The 18,136-nt window shown below is 68.7% G+C and carries 21 protein-coding genes; 4 read left to right on the top strand and 17 right to left on the bottom strand.

Going from position 1 to position 18,136, the window contains the following annotated elements; translation table 11 throughout:
* Position 1: 1 nt before the first annotated feature.
* The 13 genes from E1832_RS09830 to atpD form a co-directional block, all read right to left on the bottom strand.
* Positions 2–829: an ABC transporter permease gene (locus E1832_RS09830; RefSeq protein ID WP_133359570.1), complete on the bottom strand. Its 828-nt coding sequence runs from the start codon at positions 827–829 to the stop codon at positions 2–4.
* Positions 822–1,589, bottom strand: coding sequence for an ABC transporter ATP-binding protein (locus E1832_RS09825; protein WP_133359569.1), 768 nt, complete (start codon positions 1,587–1,589; stop codon positions 822–824). The genes E1832_RS09830 and E1832_RS09825 overlap by 8 nt, the downstream gene beginning before the upstream one ends.
* Before the next feature lie 62 nt (positions 1,590–1,651).
* Positions 1,652–2,671 carry an ABC transporter substrate-binding protein gene (locus E1832_RS09820; RefSeq protein WP_165978851.1) on the bottom strand — a complete coding sequence of 340 codons (1,020 nt, stop codon included), beginning with the start codon at positions 2,669–2,671 and terminating at the stop codon, positions 1,652–1,654.
* 10 nt (positions 2,672–2,681) lie between these two features.
* Positions 2,682–3,380, bottom strand: a complete 699-nt coding sequence (locus E1832_RS09815; RefSeq protein WP_133359568.1) for a GntR family transcriptional regulator — start codon at positions 3,378–3,380, stop codon at positions 2,682–2,684.
* Between the two features lie 144 nt (positions 3,381–3,524).
* Entirely contained in the window at positions 3,525–4,439 is a 915-nt protein-coding gene (locus tag E1832_RS09810; protein ID WP_133359567.1) for a F0F1 ATP synthase subunit gamma, read from the bottom strand.
* Positions 4,426–5,940, bottom strand: coding sequence for a F0F1 ATP synthase subunit alpha (locus tag E1832_RS09805; RefSeq protein WP_133359566.1), 1,515 nt, complete (start codon positions 5,938–5,940; stop codon positions 4,426–4,428). The genes E1832_RS09810 and E1832_RS09805 overlap by 14 nt, the downstream gene beginning before the upstream one ends.
* On the bottom strand, positions 5,937–6,710 hold the full coding sequence (locus E1832_RS09800) for a F0F1 ATP synthase subunit B family protein (protein ID WP_133359565.1): 774 nt from the start codon (positions 6,708–6,710) through the stop codon (positions 5,937–5,939). The genes E1832_RS09805 and E1832_RS09800 overlap by 4 nt, the downstream gene beginning before the upstream one ends.
* Positions 6,711–6,713: 3 nt before the next feature.
* Complete coding sequence (locus tag E1832_RS09795) at positions 6,714–7,010, bottom strand: F0F1 ATP synthase subunit C (protein ID WP_133359564.1); 297 nt, start codon at positions 7,008–7,010, stop codon at positions 6,714–6,716.
* A gap of 28 nt (positions 7,011–7,038) precedes the next feature.
* Positions 7,039–7,776 (bottom strand): F0F1 ATP synthase subunit A, encoded by a 738-nt coding sequence (locus E1832_RS09790; RefSeq protein ID WP_133359563.1) that lies wholly within the window; start codon positions 7,774–7,776, stop codon positions 7,039–7,041.
* Between the two features lie 4 nt (positions 7,777–7,780).
* Positions 7,781–8,065 (bottom strand): N-ATPase subunit AtpR, encoded by a 285-nt coding sequence (locus E1832_RS09785; RefSeq protein ID WP_133359562.1) that lies wholly within the window; start codon positions 8,063–8,065, stop codon positions 7,781–7,783.
* Positions 8,055–8,405: an AtpZ/AtpI family protein gene (locus tag E1832_RS09780; protein ID WP_133359561.1), complete on the bottom strand. Its 351-nt coding sequence runs from the start codon at positions 8,403–8,405 to the stop codon at positions 8,055–8,057. The genes E1832_RS09785 and E1832_RS09780 overlap by 11 nt, the downstream gene beginning before the upstream one ends.
* On the bottom strand, positions 8,402–8,806 hold the full coding sequence (locus tag E1832_RS09775) for an ATPase (protein WP_206021038.1): 405 nt from the start codon (positions 8,804–8,806) through the stop codon (positions 8,402–8,404). Before E1832_RS09775 ends, E1832_RS09780 begins: the two co-directional genes overlap by 4 nt.
* Positions 8,803–10,227, bottom strand: coding sequence for a F0F1 ATP synthase subunit beta (gene atpD / locus E1832_RS09770; RefSeq protein WP_133359560.1), 1,425 nt, complete (start codon positions 10,225–10,227; stop codon positions 8,803–8,805). Before atpD ends, E1832_RS09775 begins: the two co-directional genes overlap by 4 nt.
* Positions 10,228–10,516: 289 nt before the next feature.
* On the opposite strand from atpD, the gene E1832_RS09765 reads away from it, so the two are divergent.
* The gene (locus E1832_RS09765) at positions 10,517–11,824 is read left to right on the top strand and encodes a Glu/Leu/Phe/Val family dehydrogenase (protein WP_206021037.1); all 1,308 of its coding nucleotides are present in this window, start codon (positions 10,517–10,519) and stop codon (positions 11,822–11,824) included.
* 107 nt (positions 11,825–11,931) lie between these two features.
* Here the strand turns inward: E1832_RS09765 and E1832_RS09760 are convergent, their stop codons facing one another.
* The 4 genes from E1832_RS09760 to E1832_RS09745 form a co-directional block, all read right to left on the bottom strand.
* Entirely contained in the window at positions 11,932–12,477 is a 546-nt protein-coding gene (locus E1832_RS09760; RefSeq protein WP_133359559.1) for a biotin transporter BioY, read from the bottom strand.
* Positions 12,478–12,504: 27 nt separating this feature from the next.
* Complete coding sequence (locus E1832_RS09755) at positions 12,505–13,119, bottom strand: energy-coupling factor transporter transmembrane component T family protein (protein ID WP_133359558.1); 615 nt, start codon at positions 13,117–13,119, stop codon at positions 12,505–12,507.
* Positions 13,094–13,858 carry an energy-coupling factor ABC transporter ATP-binding protein gene (locus tag E1832_RS09750; protein ID WP_425358966.1) on the bottom strand — a complete coding sequence of 255 codons (765 nt, stop codon included), beginning with the start codon at positions 13,856–13,858 and terminating at the stop codon, positions 13,094–13,096. Before E1832_RS09750 ends, E1832_RS09755 begins: the two co-directional genes overlap by 26 nt.
* Positions 13,859–13,966: 108 nt before the next feature.
* A complete protein-coding gene (locus E1832_RS09745) occupies positions 13,967–14,359 on the bottom strand; it encodes a LysR substrate-binding domain-containing protein (RefSeq protein ID WP_245513928.1) in 393 nt (130 codons plus the stop codon).
* Positions 14,360–14,573: 214 nt separating this feature from the next.
* On the opposite strand from E1832_RS09745, the gene E1832_RS09740 reads away from it, so the two are divergent.
* From E1832_RS09740 to E1832_RS09730, 3 genes are read left to right on the top strand one after another with little or no spacing between them, the layout of a single operon-like run.
* Positions 14,574–15,737, top strand: coding sequence for an acyl-CoA dehydrogenase family protein (locus E1832_RS09740; RefSeq protein WP_133359556.1), 1,164 nt, complete (start codon positions 14,574–14,576; stop codon positions 15,735–15,737).
* Complete coding sequence (locus tag E1832_RS09735; RefSeq protein ID WP_133359555.1) at positions 15,737–16,834, top strand: CaiB/BaiF CoA transferase family protein; 1,098 nt, start codon at positions 15,737–15,739, stop codon at positions 16,832–16,834. Before E1832_RS09740 ends, E1832_RS09735 begins: the two co-directional genes overlap by 1 nt.
* Before the next feature lie 4 nt (positions 16,835–16,838).
* Complete coding sequence (locus E1832_RS09730) at positions 16,839–17,690, top strand: HTD2 family dehydratase (RefSeq protein WP_133359554.1); 852 nt, start codon at positions 16,839–16,841, stop codon at positions 17,688–17,690.
* The last annotated feature ends 446 nt before the right edge of the window (positions 17,691–18,136 follow it).

The raw sequence follows: 18,136 nt of genomic DNA, 5'->3' as shown, positions 1-18,136 counted from the left end.
CTCATGTTCTCCACCCCAGCACGCGGCGTTCGATGGCGCCGATCACGGTACTGACCAGCACCCCCAGCAGCGACAGGATCACCACCCCGGCGAACAGACGCTCGAGATCATAGAGCGAGCCGGCCTGAAGGATATAGGCGCCGATGCCGTACTCGGCGCCCAGCATCTCGGCGGCGACCAGCAGGATGATGGCGATCGCCAGGCTGATGCGCAGCCCCGACAGAATGCCGGGCATCGCCCCCGGCAGCACGATCTTGCGCACGATCGAGAACCAGGACAGCCCGAAGCTTTGGCCCATGCGGATCAGCGTGCGGTCGACGTTGTCCACGGCACCATAGGTGGCGACCACCGTGGGGGTAAACGTGCCAAAAGCGATCAGCGCGTATTTCGATCCCTCGCCGATGCCGAACCAGATCACGAACAGCGGCAGCAGCGCGATCTTGGGGATCGGGAACAGCGCCGCGACCAGCGGCACGAGACCCGAACGGATGTAGGAGAAGAGCCCGATCAGGATGCCAACGCAGACGCCCACGCTGGCGCCCAGCGCCGCGCCCACGGCAAGCCGCGACAGCGACGGACCCAGATGTTTTAAGAGCAGGCCCGAGCTGTAAAGCTCGCCGAATGTTTTCAGCACATCCGACGGGCGCGGCAGCGTCAGGGCGGTGATCCAGCCGGTCCGCGTGCCCCATTCGGCGATCAGGATCAGCACCACGAAGACCGCCATGCCGATCCAGCGGTGCGAGCGGGGGGCAAAACCGCCGCCGCGAAAGGCGATGGTCCGGGTCGGGGCGGCGCCGGCGGCCGGCGGAGTCAGCGAGACATCAGACATTGAGCAGCTCCGCATCCGCCGCGCGGGCCTCGTCGCGCATCAGTTGCCACAGGTATTTCTGTTTCATGTCGAGGTCGGGATCGCCCATCTGGCGCGCCTCCAGCGGGGTGTCGATCTGCACGATCTCGCAGATTCGGCCCGGGCGGCGGGACAGCACGACGATGGAATGGCCCAGCCGCACCGCCTCGTGCAGGTTGTGGGTGACATAGACCGCGGTGAACGGCTGGCGGGTCCACAGGCTGACCAGATCGTCCATCAACAGCTCGCGCGTCTGGCTGTCCAGCGCCGAGAGCGGCTCGTCCATCAGCATGACGGCGGGGTTCACTGCCAGCGCGCGGGCGATGGCCACCCGCTGCTTCATGCCGCCGGACAGCTGTTTCGGCAGCGCGGCGGCGAAATCGGTCAGCTTGGTGCGCGCCAGCACGTCGTCGATGATGCGTTGCGCCTCAGCGCCCCGGATACGGTGATCCTCGAGCACCAGCGAGATATTGCCGCGCACGCTGCGCCAGGGCAGCAGGGCGAAATCCTGGAATATGTAGGTCAGAGGATTGAGACAGTTCTCGGGCGGTGCGCCAACCTGAAGGATGCGGCCCGATCCGGGCCGTTCAAGCCCGCCGATCAGCCTTAGCAACGTGGATTTTCCGCAGCCCGAGGGGCCGACGATACACACGATCTTTCCCGCCGGAATGTCGAGGGTGATGTCGCGCAACACCTCAAATTCCTTGTAGGAATGGCTGATCGCCTCCAGCCTGATGTCCATTGCAGTCTCCGAAATCAGATCCGGGGCGCGGATCGCGCCGCGCCCCGGAAAATGGGCATGGTTCAGCCGATGGTCTCGACGTAGGAGGGATCGACCAGCGTCTCCATGGTGACCGAGCCGTCGACCAGCCCCTCGGCCTTGAACCAGTCGAGCTGATCCTTGACCGAGGTGATGTTCAGCGCGGCGTTCTTGTTCAGGCGCATGGTGCCGTTGATGATCGACGGTGCCGCCTTTTCGCGCGGGCGGTCGGTGTAGACATATTTGTGAATCAGATCGACCATCTCGTTCACGCCGGCCTCGCCACCGGATTTGTCGATCATCGCGCTGTTGTAGTCATCGACGCCCCTGGAGAACCCGGCGAGGAAGTTTTCCGTCGTCGCCCGCTCGTCGGCGGCGTTCTTGGCCGAGGTAAAGACGGTGGTGACCTGATAGTTCGGGATATAATCCTGCACCGCGCCGATGATGTGCACCGCGCCCGAGCCGGCCAGCGGCTTGGCGATATGGGGCACGATGTTCCAGGCGTCGATCTGGCCCGACTTCAGCGCGCCGATCACCGCGCCGACCTTTTGCAGCGGCTTGAACGACAGCTCGATCCCCTCGGCCTTGGCGATCTGCGAGCCGACGTAATGGAACGACGAGCCGGTCTGGGTGACGCCGTAGCTCTTGCCGTTCAGTTTCGACGGGTGGTCGATCCCGGCCTGGAACGCGGCGTCGGAGACCAGGATCTGCTGGCCGTCGATGCCCTCTTCCTCGGCCAGCGCGCCGCCGATCACCTTGATCGCGCCCTTCTGCGCCAGCGAGATCAGCCCCCCCGAGATCGCGGTGACGGCATAGTCGATGTCGCCGCTGGCGATGGCCACCGCCATCGGCTGCGCGGCCTGGAAGAAGGTCAGTTCCACATCCAGCCCGGCCTCGGCGAAATAGCCGCGCTCGACGGCGATGAAGCTGCCCGAATGCGAGGTGAAGCGCAGCGCGCCCACCTTGATCTTGCGGTTGGCGGCGATGGCCGGGGCGGCCAGGGCCGATGCGGCGACGGTGCCCCCCATCAGGGCCAGTGCCTTGCGGCGGTTCAGTGTGATCATGGTTTCCTCCCTATTGATCGGTCGCAGTTTCAGGGGACTCGCCCCCGGATCTGAGTTCGGCTTCGATTTCCTGCTCCAGCGCCGCGATCGCGGTTCCCGCGTCCCGGGCCAGAACGGCATCCAGCAGCGCCTTTTGCCGCGTCTCGCGGGCGCCGAAATCCAGCATCCCCTCGCGCAGCAGCGCCAGCCGGAACCGCCGGCTCTGGTCAAAGAACTTGCGCTGCAGATCGGTCAGGCGCGGGCTGCCGCAGGCCTCGATCAGAGTGGCCGAAAAGGCGCGGCAGGCCTCGTCCCATTCCAGCGCGGTCAGATCGTCGGGGGTGGTCTGCACCGCCTCTTCGGCCTTGCGCAGGGCATGGTGGGCGGCGATCACGCGTCCCTCCCAGGCGACGGTGCCATGGGCGATGGCCAGGCCCAGCGCCAGTTTCTCGATCTCGGCACGGACCATGAGGATGTCGCGCAGATCGTCCTCGGTCGCCGAGGTGACGCGAAAGCCGCGCTGCGCGGTGGCCTCCACCAGCCCCTCGGCGCTGAGCATCCGCAGGGTTTCGCGCATCGAATGGTTCGACCCGCCATAGCGCTGGCGCAGTTCCTCGATCTTGAGCTTCTGGTTCGGCTGCAACGCGCCGAAGGATATATCGCGCCGCACCGCCGAGGCCAGCATGGCCACAACGGTTTCATCCTCTCTGGCGTCCCGTCCGAAGACCATCGTTATCCTTGCGCAAAAATATTGGACATTTTGCCATTTGTTTCATCATTTAAAAATGCGCGCAAGAAAATTTCCTGGCCGGCCCTGGCATCCGCCGGCTCCGGCCCGCGGCATCCCTGCTGCGGCGCGGCGGAGGTTGCGGCCTCACGCCCCGGCGAAACCCTCGTCCCCGGGGCGCCGCGCGGCGGCCTCGTAACCGCCGATGATGTCCAGAAGCTCGGCGGTGATGACCTGCTGGCGCAGCAGCTGGTGGGTCTTGCGCAGCTCGTCGATCTTGTCGCCGATGCTGCGCTCGGCGGCCTGCATGGCGGTCAGACGCTCGGCATGTTCGGCGGCGCGCGATTGCAGGACCGCGCCAAAGACGCGGGCGAACAGCAATTGCCGGATCAGGCCGCGCGTCACCGCGCCGACCGGCCCCTGGCAAACCGGCAGCCGCCGCGACGGCCAGCGGCGCGCACCCAGACGTTTCAGCCAGTCCGGGTCGATTGGCAACAGCCGCACCTCGACCGGCGCGCTGCCCTCGGGGCCGCCCATCTGCTGGTGAAACAGCCCCAGGCGCGCCACACCGCCCGCACGCCAATGATCGAGCCGGGTCAGCACGGAGTTGACCGTGCCCGCCAGCGCCTCGACCGTGGCGGGGGCCTGCTGCAGATGCGCCGGCGGCTCGCCGCCCGCCGCACCCCAACTGGCCTCGGCGCGGCTGCCGACGATCAGCAGCCGCCGCCGCCCGACCGCGATCCCGGCGGCGGACAGCCGGTCCAGCGCGAAAGAGACAAGCCGTTCATTGAAGCCGCCGCAAAGACCGATTTCCGATCCGATCAGAACCACGCCGACCTCGCCATCGCCGCCGCCACCCTCAGGCGTGAGCGTTGCCGCAGGCCCCGCACGCAGGGCCACCTGCAGGCCCATCTCGACCGTTTCCAGATACTGCCGCATCGCCCATTCGGCGGCCTCGTGCCGGCGGATGCCGACGGCCGAGATCGCCTTCATGGTGCGGACCACCGATTGCAGGTCTTCCGCCACCTCGATGTGGCGGCCCAGATCCTCAAGCGTGTCCATCCTGCACCTCTTGCAGCGCGGCGCGGATCACCGCCAGCAATTCCGCCCGCCGCGCCCCTTCCAGCGGCAGGCCGCGGGCGACGTCCTGTGCGGCCGGCGATTCCGCGACTGCCGCCATCACCGCCTCGGCCACGGGGCCGAAATAGGACAGCGCAAAGCCGTCGAGCAGCCCCTCGGACACCGCCAGCAGCAGCGCGATCTGGCTCGCCACTCCGATCGGCTCGCCCTCGTCCTGCTTGAGGGCCTCGCGCACGGCGCGGCCGCGGGCGAGCTGGGCGCGGGTGTCCTCGTCGAGCTTGGCACCGAAGCGGGCGAAGGATTCCAGTTCCTCGAACTGCGCATAGGCCAGTTTCAGCGGTCCCGCCACGGCGCGGTAGCCGGCCAGTTGCGCCTTACCCCCGACGCGCGACACCGAGCGGCCCACATCGACCGCCGGCATCTGGCCGCGCCGGACCAGCATCGGCGAAAGATAGATCTGCCCGTCGGTGATCGAGATCAGATTGGTGGGGATATAGGCCGAGAGGTTCTGCGCCTGGGTCTCGATGATCGGCAGCGCGGTGAGCGAGCCGCCGCCGGCGCTTTCGCGCAGCTGCGTGGCGCGCTCCAGCAGCCGCGAATGCAGATAGAAGATATCGCCCGGATAGGCCTCGCGGCCCGGCGGGCGGCGCAACAGCAGCGACAGCTCGCGATAGGCGCGGGCATGGCGGGTCAGGTCGTCAAAGACGATCAGCACATCGCGGCCGGCGCGCATGAACCCCTCGGCGATGGCGGTGGCGGCAAACGGGGCGATATATTGCAGCCCGGCAGGCTCTTCGCCGCCGGCGACCACGACGACGCAGTTTTCCATCGCCCCCGCCGCCCGCAGCCGGGCGATCACCCGCGCGGTGGCGTCGCCGCGCTGACCGATGGCGCAATAGACCGAGATCACGCCGCTGCCGATCTGGTTGAGGATGGTGTCCACCGCCACCGCGGTCTTGCCGGTCTGGCGGTCGCCGACGATCAGCTCGCGCTGGCCGCGGCCGATCGGCACCAGCGCATCGACCGCCTTGATGCCGGTCTGGAGCGGCCGGGTCACCGGCGCGCGGTCCATGATCCGGGGCGCCGGCGCCTCGATCGGGGACAGCCGCGCGGCGGCCGGCGGCGGCCCGTCGTCCAGCGGCACGCCGAGCGGATCCACCACCCGGCCCAGCAGCGCCTCGCCCACCGGGACCGAGGCCACCCGCCCGGTGCGCCGCGCCCCCTGCCCCGGGCGCAGCCCCTGCGGATCGCGCAACAGAACCACCCCGGCCTTCCCCGGCACCAGATCCAGCGCGAGACCGCTGGCGCCGCCGTCGAATTCGATCACCTCGTCCGACAGCGCCTCGTGGAACCCCGTGACCTCCACCACCCCGTGCAGCACGCGGCTGACCGCGCCCCGCTCCTGACGCGACAGATCGACGGGACGCCCGGCCGCGTGGTCAAGCCGGTCGAACAGGTTGTCTGCCAGATCCTTCAGCGTCATCCGTCCCCCTTGCCGCCGCTAGCGTCGAGCAGTTGCTCGACGTCCTGCGCAAAGCGGTCCAGATGCTCGGCGATGGTCCAGCCCACCCGCTGCGATCCGAGCCGCAGCACCAGCCCGCAGGACAGATCGGCATCCTCGGCAAAGACCGGCTCGGCCGGACCGCCCAACAGACCGCCCACCGCCGCCGCGACCTTGCGCCGGGCGGCATCGGACAGCGGCAGCGACGACAGGATCTCAGGCCGCTTGCCGGCATCGGCGGCGGCCCGCAATCGGGCGCGGTCGGCCGCCTCCAGCCCGGCAAGGCGGCCGGCAAAGGTCTGCGCCATGCGGTCGACCAGATCCTGATCGGCCATCTCGGCCAGGATATTGCGCGCCATGCGGACAAAGCCGGCGCCGGCGCGGAGCCGCAACCGGTCGAGAAAGGCGGCTCTCTCATCCTCCAGCTGCGCCTGCCAGGCGGCCCGGCGCGCCGCCAGCTCGGCCTTGGCGGCCTCGACCAGTTCGGCGCGTTTCGCCTCGGCCTCCTGCTCGGCGCGCTCCAGCCGGACCTCGCGCGACTGTTCCAGCGCCAGCACCGCCTCGGTATGGGCGATGGCGGCGGCCTCGGCCCCGGCCCGCGCCGCCTCGGCCTCGTCCAGGCGCTGGCGCACCGCCTCGGCCCGCGCCGCGAGCGCGCGCGCCAGCGGCCGGTAGAGCGCCCAGCGCAACAGCAGCACCAGCGCCAGAAAGTTCACGATCTGCGCCGCGACCGTCAGCCAGTCGATCTGCACCGGTCAGCCCCCCGCGCCCGCTGCCTGTGCCGCCGCCTCGATCGCCCAGGTCCAGAACGGGTTGGCGAAAAGCAGGATCATCGCCACCACGAAACAGTAGATCGCCGTCGACTCGATCATCGCGAGGCTGACGAACAGCGTCCGGGTGATGGTATTGGCCTCGTCGGGTTGCTGCGCGATGGCCTGCAGCGCCTGCGCCGCCGCGCGCGCCTCGCCCAGCGCGGGGCCGATCGAGCCGATGGCGATGGTCAGCCCGGCGGTGATGATCGAAACGGTGGCGATCAGGGTCAGTGCATCCATGCGATCCGTCCTTTCGGGTTCGGGCGCGTCACGCGCCGGTTTCCTTGCGGTGTATCTGGTTCTCGGCCGCGCCCGGCTCTTCGCCGCTGGCCGAGGCGATATAGACCATCGCCAGCACCGCGATGATATAGGCCTGCACGACCCCGGTCAGCAGCCCCAGAAGCTGCAGCAGGACTGGAAAAAAGAACGGCACCACCGCAAGCAGAACGGCGACGACGACCGTCCCGCTCATGACATTGCCGTAAAGCCGCACAGCCAGCGCGATGGTGCGCGACAGCTCGCCGATGACGTTGAAGGGGGCCATCAGCGGCGTGGGTTCGAAATAGCGGCGCAGATAGCCCAGCAGCCCGTTGTCGGCGATGCCATAGATCGGCACCGCCACCAGCACGCAAAGCGCCAGCGCCACGGTGGTCGAGAGCGAGCCTGTGGGTGACAGAAAGCCCGGGATCACCCCCATCAGGTTGGACACCAGCGAGAACAGGAACAGCGTGCCGATGAATGGCAGGTAGCGGCCCGGGTCGCCGCCGCCGATCTCGCGGATCTGGGCGCGGATCATCTCGATCACCATCTCGACCCCGATGCGCCAGCGCGACAGCGGCGTCGCCGCCGGGCCGGGCCGGTCGGTGCGCCAGGTGGCGATGCGCCCGCCGATCACCAGCACCGCCATCACGATCCAGGTGTTGACGATGGTGGCAGGGATGTCCCAGACGCCCAGCGCGCCCAGCGGCAGGGAAAAGACGATCTGGCTGTCCGGTGTGATCTGCATGGCCCTATCCCCGCCGCGCCCGGCGCACCGCGGCCGCGCGGACCAGCGTGAAACCGGCAAGCGCGCCCGCCAGCGCCAGCGCCGGCTGCGTCGCCAGCGCCAGGAGCCCGGCGAACCCCGCCAGCACCAGAGCCAGCCGCAGCACCGCGCCGCCGACCAATGTCAGCGCCCCGGTCCCGTCCGGGCGCAACTGCCTTGAGGCGCGCCACAGCCAGATCATGTGCAGCGCGCCCAGCGCCGCGCCGGTGATCGCGCCCAGCGCAAGGTCGAGCAAATTGTCAGCCGTCATCCCCGGTCTCCTTTACATCGTTTTCCACATCATCCGCCGCATAGTCCTGCCGCAACCCGGTTCGGCGCACCCACCACCAGGCATTCAGCGAGCCCAGCGCCACCCCCGCCAGCAGCCCCATGATGGTCCAGGACGGGCCATCGGCGAACCGGGCATCCAGCCAGCGGCCCAACGCCACGCCGGCCAGCGTCGGCACCGCGACGGCCCAGCCCACCAGCCCGAACATGCCGACCCCGAACCAGACCGTGTGCCGCCCCTCGCGCCGGGCGCGGACATGCTGCCGGGCCTTGCGGGCGATGGTCCGCTCCAGCCCGTCGGCGCCCCCCTCGCCGCGCGTCATCGCTCGAACTCCATCATGCCGCGGATCGCCCCGGCCTCCAGCCGCGCCAGCGCGGTGCGCGCCGCGCGTTCGCTGTCGTCCAGCGTCAGGAACTGGCGCGCCACCTCGTCCCGCAGGCTGGCCAGATCGTCGCTGACGAAGGCGCCCAGCACCGCCACCCGCACATCGCGGCCGCATTTGACCAGCGTGCCCTCGTCGATGCCGAGGAAATGCTCCTGACCCTGCATGTCCACATAGGACAGTAGCCCCGGCTTCAGCGCGGCGACCATGTCGATATGGCGCGGCAGCAGCACGAAGGCGCCCTGCGCCCCCTCTGCGGCCAGTTTGCGCACCGTGGCGTTGACCAGGTCGCTCCCCGGAACGGAGAGCTCCAGCGCCATGCTGTCCGGCGGCATCGTCATGATCCCTCCTCCGCCTCATCGATGGCCCCGATCATATAAAGCGCCCGCTCGGGACGGTCGTTGAAGGCACCGGCGAGGATCTGCTCGCAGCCCTCCAGCGTGTCGTCCAGCGTCACCCGGCGCCCCTTGGCGGTGGTGAACCGTTCGGTGGCGCGGAACGGCTGGGTCAGGAACCGCTCCAGCCGCCGGGCGATGGCGACGGTGCGGCGGTCCTCGACCGAAAGCTGTTCCAGCCCCAGCATGGCGATCACGTCCTTGAGCCCCTCGTAATCGGCCAGCGTCCGGCGCACCGCCCGCGCCACCCCCAGGTGGCGGCCAGAGGCAACCGAGGGGGTCAGCATCTTGGACGCCGATTCAAGCGGATCGACCGCCGGGTAGAGCCCCTGCGCCGCGCGCTTGCGCGACAGCACGATGGAGGAGGACAGATGCCCGAACACATGGGTCGCCGCCGGGTCGGTGAAATCGTCGGCCGGAACGTAAACCGCCTGGATCGAGGTCAGCGCGCCCGAGGCGGTGGAACAGATCCGCTCCTCAAGCTCGGCGATATCGGTGCCGAGCGAGGGCTGGTAACCCACCCGCGAGGGGAGCTGCCCCAGGAGGCCCGAAACCTCGGCCCCGGCCTGGACGAAACGATAGATATTGTCGATCAGCACCAGCACGTCGGTGTTCAGCTCGTCGCGGAAATGCTCGGCGATCGACATCGCCGCATGACCAACCCGGAACCGCACCGCCGGGCGTTCGTTCATCTGGCCGAACACCATCACGGTGTTGTCCAGCACCCCGGCCTCGTCCATCTCGCGGTGGAACTCCTCGGCCTCGCGCGAGCGTTCGCCGATGCCGATGAACAGGCTGACCCCCTGATAGGCGCCCGACATGTTATAGATCATCTCGGCGATCAGCACGGTCTTGCCCACCCCGGCGCCGCCGAACAGCCCGGCCTTGCCGCCCCGCTCGATGGGACACAGCAGGTCGATGGCCTTGATCCCGGTCTCGAAGATCTCCGAATGGGTGCGCCGGTGCTTCAGCGGCGGCGGCGCGTTGCGGATCGGACGGCGCGGCGCGGAGTCGAGCGGCGCACCGCCGTCGATCACCTCGCCGAAGAGGTTGAGCATCCGCCCCAGCGTCGCCCGCCCGACCGGCACCTGCATCCCGCCGCCGGTGCCGCGCAGCCGCGCGCCCAGCCTGACCGGCTCACCCGCCGACAGGATCAGCGCGCGCGCCACCCCTTCGGAGGGAAAGGCGGCCAGTTCGACCCGCAGTTGCGGATCGTCGATGCCGATGAACAGATCCTGCGACCGGGGCGGCGGGCCGTCCAGCGCCAGCTCGATCACCTGACCGGAGATACGGATGACCCGGGCGCGGACGCCCGGCCGGCTGTCGGCGTCTTGCGCAGGCTCGGATTGTCGCAGATCTGTGTTCATGCACGCTCCGCCAGGGTCCCGCAGGTGCCGGGGTCCGTGCCTGTCCGGCGCCCCGCGGTCCTGCCAAGTCAATCAGGGATCGGCCCGGGAATCCAGCCCCGGATTGCCGCAGTGCGGAAAACCCGCCCGCCCTGCCGATGCGGGGCCTGCCTCCAGGATCCGCACCGGCCGCCCGGGAGCCTCGCGGCGGCGGTGCGGGACAAAGCGCGCGATGGACCGGAACGGAAAACTCGCCTAACACTGGCGCGGAGAGACGCAGGCGCAGGATCGGACAAAGGAGCGACAGGCGATGACGACCGAAGTGGCAGTCCCGCAGACCCCCGTGGCAACCAACGGCGCGATGCTGGACAAGGCGCGCGCCAACCTGCGTCTGGCCTGCGAGCAGCTCAACATCCACCCCGATGTCTTCGAAGAGCTGAAATCGCCGCGCGAGACGCTCGCGGTCACCCTGCTGATCCGGATGGACGACGGCTGCCGCCGCGCCTTTCCGGCCTGGCGCTGCCGCTATAACGACCGGCGCGGGCCGACCAAGGGCGGCGTGCGGTTTCACCCCAATGTCTCGCTGGACGAGATCCAGACGCTGGCGTTCTGGATGACCTTCAAATGCGCGGTGGCCAACCTGCCCTTTGGCGGTGGCAAGGGCGGCGTCTGCGTCGATACCAAGGCGCTGTCGCCGACCGAGCTGGAGCGCCTGAGCCGCGCCTATATCGAGGCGTTCTCGGCCTTCATCGGACCGGATCGGGACATTATGGCGCCCGATATGTACACAAACGGCATCGTCATGGCCTGGATGTCGGACGAATACGCCTCGATCACCGGAGAGCCGCTGCCGACCGCGATCACCGGCAAGCCGATCGCCTTTGGCGGCACCGCCGGGCGCATCGACGCGACCGCGCGCGGCGGCTATTTCGCGCTGCGCCATCTGGAGGCCTCGCTGACCCTCGATCCGGCCAAGGCAACGGTGGCGATCCAGGGGTTCGGCAACGTCGGCTTTCACTGCGCCAAGCTGCTGCACGCGGACGGCTACCGCATCATCGCGGTCAGCGATTCCGGCGGTGCGATCCACGACCCCGAGGGGATCGACCCGCTGGCGGTGATGGAGCACAAGCAGCAGAACGGCAGCATTCTGGGCGCCAAGGGCCACGGCGAGACCCGAGAGATCAGCAATGCGGAGCTGCTGGAGCTTGACTGCGACGTGCTGGTGCCCGCCGCGCTGGAACGGCAGATCACCATGGAGAACGCCGGCCGGATCAAGGCGCGGATCATCCTGGAGATGGCCAACGGCCCGGTTACGCCGGACGCCGACGCCGCCCTGACCGCGGAGGGGCATATCATCGTGCCCGACATCCTGGCCAATTCGGGCGGCGTGACGGTGTCGCATCTGGAATGGGTGCAGAACCGCTCGGGCTTCTACTGGGACGGCTCGCGGGTGCGCGATCATCTCAAAGCCACCATGGCCACCGAGACCCAGGCGGTCTGGGCGCTGCACAACGAGATGGATATATCGATGCGCGAGGCGGCCTATATCCACGGGCTGCGCCGGATCGCCGAATCCGTCGAGGCGCGCGGCACCCAGGCCTATTTCAAGGGCACCTGAGGCGTCGGGACCGATCGCCGGCCGCGCCTCGGCCGGGTCGCACCGCAGCCGCAAAAAAGGACAGAGCGGTCACGCCGGGCGGCCGGCCCGGCGTGACCGGATGAGGTTCAGCCGCGCGACAGCACGCTGGCCGGGCGCGTTCTGGCCAGCGTGGCGGTGATAAGCCCGGCCAGAACCGCCTTGATCACGTCGCCGGGGATGAAGATGGTCACCAGCAGGGCGGACTCGACCAGCGTCTTGTCGAGCATGATCGCCATTCCGGCCACCCCGAAGGCATAGAGCACCGCGATCCCGCCGATGACCGAGGCGACCGAGGCCGTCAGCGCCAGCGCGCCGGCGCGCCAGCGCTCGACGATCAGCCCGGTGACAAAGGCGGCGACCGGCCAGCCGACGAGAAAGCCGACCGTCGGTCCGGCAAAGACGCCGAGCCCGCCGCGCCCGCCGGCCAGAAGCGGCAGGCCGAGGGCGACCAGCGCCAGGAACAGAAGCACCGCCAGCGCGCCGCGCCGGGCACCAAGGATGGTGCCGCAGAGCATGACGCCCATGCTCTGCGCCGAGATCGGCACGCCGAAGGCGAGGGTCAGTTTCGGGATCAGCCCGAGACCGGCGATCAGCGCGGCGAACAGCGCGATCAGGGTAATATTGCGTTCCATTTGTACAGTGTTCCCTTTGGTTGGTGATTATCTGGCGCCGGGCGGCTCCAGCCCGCCGCGCGCACGAAGGGCCTCGGCCACCTGTTCGGCGTCGTCGATGGCAAGCGCGGCCATCGGCATGACGATGCGCCAGCCCGGACGCCGCGGCGAGCGGGCGCGCCACGAGAGGCCGAGCAGCCGCCCCTTGTCGGCGATCGAGGGGGTAAAGCGGATGACCAGCGCAATCGACAGCTCCAGCGCCCGGGTCGAGAGGCCGAGGCGACGAAACGGGGCGAGCAGCAGGCTCAGCACCTCGATCATGTCCGACAGCCGCGTTGTCATCGTCACGAAATTGGCCAGCGCCAGCGCCGCCACCAGCCGCAGCGCCACCGCCAGCCCCGCCGCGATCTGGCCTGACAGCCCGTGCCAGAGCGCGATCAGCACGAGGAACGGCCACAAAAGGCGCAGGTTGCTCAGCCCGGCGCGAAAGAATCCGGCGCCGCCGCTGAGATAGAGCGCCGCCACGCCGAGAACGGCAGCACCCAGGATCGCCGGGCGGTCGGTCGCGAACAGCAGCGCGGTGGCCAGCGACAACGCCGCCAGCTTCAACCCGGCGGGCCGCCGGTGGGCCCAGGTCTCAACCGGGCAGGTCAGAGAGATCATCCTGTCCCCCCCAGATCCGCATTTGCCGCCCGAACCGGTCCAGCACCTGGTCCGGCGGGCCGTCACCGATCACCTTGCCGCCCTCGAGCCAGATCACCCGGTCGAACCCGGTCAGCGGCTCCGGGTCATGGGTGATCAGCGCAACCGTGGCCTCGACCGCATCGAGACAGCGCATGAGCTGCATCCGCGTGGCGATGTCGAGACCGGAAAACGGCTCGTCCAGCACGATCAGCCCCGGCTCCATCACCAGGATCGCCATCAGGCAGACCAGCTGTTTTTGCCCTTGCGACAGGCTATGGGTCGCCGCCCCGGCCCAGTGCCCCTTGCCGAAGCGGTCGAGCATGGCGCGGGTGGCCGCCGCCGCCTCGGCCCGGGAGCGGCCCATCTGGGTCAAGCCAAAGGCGATCTCCTCCTCCACCGTCGGAAAGATGATCTGGTGATCCGGGTTCTGGAACAGGATGCCCACCGCGCCCAGCGCGCCGCGCCGGTCCCTGGCCACGTCGATGCCGCAGACCTCGGCCCGGCCATCGTCCGGCGCGATCAGCCCGGCCATCACGCGAGCCAGCGTGGTCTTGCCCGACCCGTTGCGCCCGACGATGCCGATGCGCCTCTCGGCGGCGGTCAGGCTCACGCCGTCCAGCACCTGCCGGCCGCCCAGCCGCAGCGAGATCTGCTGCAGGATCAGCCCACCTGCCGGCGCAGGAACGGCCAGAGCGGCGGAGCGGGTCCGGGGTCGCATGTTCATGGCGGGTCATACCCTATCGCTGTCGGAACCGCCGGACGCAGGCCCCGCGGTGGCGCGCTCTATACCGCAGAGCGGGGTCGCCTGCCACCACTTTACCTTACGTCACCTTTGGCCGGCCTGACCGCCCTTGCCCGTGGCCCCCGGGCGGCGGGCTCCGGCCCAGATGCGCGCGTCGATCAGCTCCTGCACCAGATCCTTCAAAATCGCGCCCACCACGCTGGCGGCACGGGCTTTACGGCGCGCGGTGGCCTGGGCGAGATAGGCGCCGCGCCACAGCCGCGGCCGGGCAAAGCGGCGCACGGTGAGGCGTCCGTCCCGGGCCTCTTCGGCCACCGAGTGGAACGGCAGGACCGAGCAGCCATAGCCGCTTTCGATCAGCCGCTTGATGCTGCCATAGCTGTCCACCTCGATCGCAGGGTGCGGCGCGATTCGCTGCACCCTCAGCCGGGCCTCGAGCATCTTGCGCAGCCCATGCGCCCGGCTGCGCGACCCCAACCCGGACCGCCGCGCGTGAGAACGACCCCTCTTCCACGATGGCGAGGAAATACCGCATCTGCCCGAGATCCAGCGTGCCCTCCGATCCGCGCGGCACACTTATACTGGAATGTTATATCTCTTAGGGGAATTGGATATTTGCATTATGTCCGCCTTCTCCGCCATAGCAAAACGAACCGCGCCCCGCGCACAAGGCGACCGCCAGGAGGACGACATGCAGCAGACCCAGACCGATCCCTACCAGGATATCCGCGACGCGGTGCGCGCACTTTGCGCCCAGTTTCCGGACGAATACCACCGCAAGGTGGACGAGGCGCGCGGTTACCCGGAAGAGTTCGTCGAGGCGCTGACCCAGGCTGGCTGGATGGCGGCGCTGATCCCCGAGGAATACGGCGGCTCCGGCCTCGGGCTGGCCGAGGCCTCGGTCATCATGGAGGAGATCAACCGCTCGGGCGGCAATTCGGGCGCCTGTCACGGCCAGATGTACAACATGAACACGCTGGTGCGGCACGGCTCGGAAGCGCAGCGGCAGAAATACCTGCCCAAGATCGCCAGCGGCGAGCTGCGGCTGCAGTCGATGGGCGTGACCGAGCCCACCACCGGCACCGACACCACCAAGATCAAGACCACGGCGGTGAAGAAGGGCGGCAAATACGTCATCAACGGTCAGAAGGTCTGGATCAGCCGGGTGCAGCATTCCGACCTGATGATCCTGCTGGCGCGGACCACGCCGCTGGCCGAGGTGAAGAAGAAATCCGAGGGGCTGTCGATCTTTCTGGTCGATATCAAGGAGGCGATGAAATCGGGGATGACCGTGCGGCCGATCCTCAACATGGTCAACCACGAGACCAACGAGCTGTTCTTCGACAATCTGGAGATCCCCGAGGAGAACCTGATCGGCGAAGAGGGCAAGGGGTTCAAATACATCCTGACCGGGCTGAACGCCGAGCGCACGCTTATCGCCGCCGAATGCATCGGCGACGGTCATTGGTTCATCGACCGGGTCAGCAATTACGTCCGCGAACGCGTGGTTTTCGGCCGTCCGATCGGCCAGAACCAGGGGGTGCAGTTCCCCATCGCAGAGGCGCATATCGAGGTCGAGGCGGCAGGGCTGATGCGCGACAAGGCCTGCGCGCTGTTCGACGCCGGCCTGCCCTGCGGGGCAGAGGCGAACATGGCCAAATACCTGGCCGCCAAGGCAAGCTGGGAGGCGGCGAACGCCTGCATCCAGTTCCACGGCGGGTTCGGCTTCGCCTGCGAATACGATGTGGAGCGCAAGTTCCGCGAAACCCGCCTCTATCAGGTGGCGCCGATCTCGACCAACCTGATCCTGTCCTATGTGGCCGAACATATCCTCGACCTGCCGAGGTCGTTCTGATGGCCCTGCCGCTGGAGGGGCTCAAGGTGGTGGCCATCGAACAGGCGGTGGCGGCGCCCTTTGCCACCTCGCGGCTGGCCGATGCCGGCGCCGAGGTGATCAAGATCGAGCGGCCGGAGGGCGATTTCGCCCGCGGTTACGACGACGTGGCCGCCGGGCAATCGAGCTATTTCGTCTGGCTGAACCGCGGCAAGACCTCCACCGCGCTGGACCTGACCTCGCCAGAGGGCAAGGCAGAGCTGGAGCGGCTGCTGGGCGAGGCCGACGTGCTGGTGCAGAACCTCAAGCGCGGCGCACTGGCGCGGCTGGGGTTTTCGTTCGAGCGGCTGCAGGAGGCGTTTCCACGCCTCATCACCTGTTCGATCTCGGGCTATGGCGAGGGCGGCCCGATGGCCGACCGCAAGGCCTATGACCTGCTGATCCAGGCCGAATCCGGCCTCTGTTCGATCACCGGCGGCCCGACGGAACCCGCGCGCGTGGGGCTCTCCATCGTCGATATCGCCACCGGGGCGACCGCCCATTCGGCGATCCTGGAGGCGCTGATCCGGCGCGGGATCACCGGCAGCGGCGCCAATATCTCGGTCTCGATGTTCGACGTGATGGCGGACTGGCTGACCGTGCCGCTGCTGAACCACGAGGGCGGCAAGAGCCCGAAACGGGTGGGCATGGCGCACCCCTCGATCGCGCCCTATGGCGTGTTCAGCGCCCGCGACGAGCGGCAGATCCTGATCTCGGTCCAGAGCGACCGGGAGTGGCGGGCCCTCTGCTCCGGGTTCCTCGGCCAGCCCGAGCTGGGCAGCGACCCGCGCTTTGCCACCAATGTGGACCGGGTCGCCAACCGTGCCGAGACCGATGCGCTGGTGGCCGAAGGCTTTGCCCGCCGCGACAGCGACGCGGCCATCGACGCCCTGCTTCAGGCCAATGTGGCGCTGGCCACGGTCAACGACATGGCCGGGCTGTCGGCGCATCCGCATCTGCGCCGCATCACCGTCGAGACGCCGATGGGACCGGTGGCCTACCCTGCCCCGGCCCCGTTGTGGCAGGATGAGGCGCGCGACTACGGCCCGGTGCCGGCGCTTGAGAAACGGGAGGGCTGAGCCCATGCAGATCGACATTGACCACCTGCGCGGCTGGATCGGCCGGGAAGAAAGCCAGTCGGAGCTGCTGACCGGCGCGCTGGTGCAACGGTTCAACGCCACCTTCGACCGCAGCTCGCCGCTGGAGGATGGGGCGGAGGCGCCGCGGCTGATCCACCTCTGCCTCGGCCAGCCGGCGGCGCCGACCGCCGAACTGGGCCCCGACGGCCACCCGGCGCGGGGCGGTTTTCTGCCCCCCGTTCCGCTGCCGCGACGGATGTGGGCGGGTGGCGCCTTTGACTTTCACGGGCCGATCCGCATCGGCGAGACGGTCAGCCGCCGTTCGGTCATCGGGGACGTGCGGGTGAAAGAGGGGCGCAGCGGCACGCTGTGTTTCGTCACCGTGACCCACCACGTGGAGAGCGACGGTCGCCCCGCCCTGACCGAACGGCAGGATATCGTCTATCGCGCCGCCGAGGCCCCGGGCAAACAGCCGACGTCCGGGCCGACGTCCGAGCCGGAGCCCGCACCCCAGGGGGCCTCCTCGCGCCGGATCGTTCCCAGCGCGGCGCTGCTGTTCCGCTACTCGGCGCTGACCTTCAACGGCCACCGCATCCACTACGACGCGCCCTATGTACGCGACGAGGAGGGGTATCCGGGGCTGATCGTGCATGGGCCGATGCAGGCGACCCTGCTGGCGCAATACGCCGCCGACCTGCGCGGGGCCGCGCCCGCGACCTTCGATTTCCGCAGCCTGTCACCGATCTTCGACACCGGCGATTTCACCCTCAACGCCGAGGACGAGGGCACGGAGATGACGCTCTGGACCGCAAGTCTGGCCGGGCCGGTGGCAATGCGGGCCGTCGCAAAGTGGTAGGGACAACCCGCGCGGGCAACGCGGCCAGGAGGTGAAAGCCGTAACCGCCGGTCTCACAAGAGGCCATCCTCGTATGTCTGGAGAAGCGCCCTCAAGACCTCCGACGCCGACCGAGGCGAGCCTCTGAGCCAAGCCCCCGCGCGGAACAAGCCCAAAGGGCGCCGCGCAAGCGCCAGCCCACGGTCCGGCGCTTGCGCGGCTTACCCTGTGGGGCGAATGACAGAGAGGGGGCGACGACGCCCATTTCGCACTCGCAGAATGACTTGAAATCAGGCAGTCACGGCTCGACCGCCCAATAATCAATCACACCTCACGAAGCCAGGCGCCGACTGCGCGAGTCTTGCTCCTGAGACTGCGACATTCTGTGCCACCAATTCCCTGCCGGCGGGCTGTCCGCACGGCATGTGGCGTGCGGTGATGCTGCCGGTCAAGCATCGCACCACCGC

This window comes from Antarcticimicrobium luteum (assembly GCF_004358185.1).
GTDB classification, from domain to species: domain Bacteria; phylum Pseudomonadota; class Alphaproteobacteria; order Rhodobacterales; family Rhodobacteraceae; genus Antarcticimicrobium; species Antarcticimicrobium luteum.
This window is presented reverse-complemented; position numbering and strand designations above follow the sequence as displayed.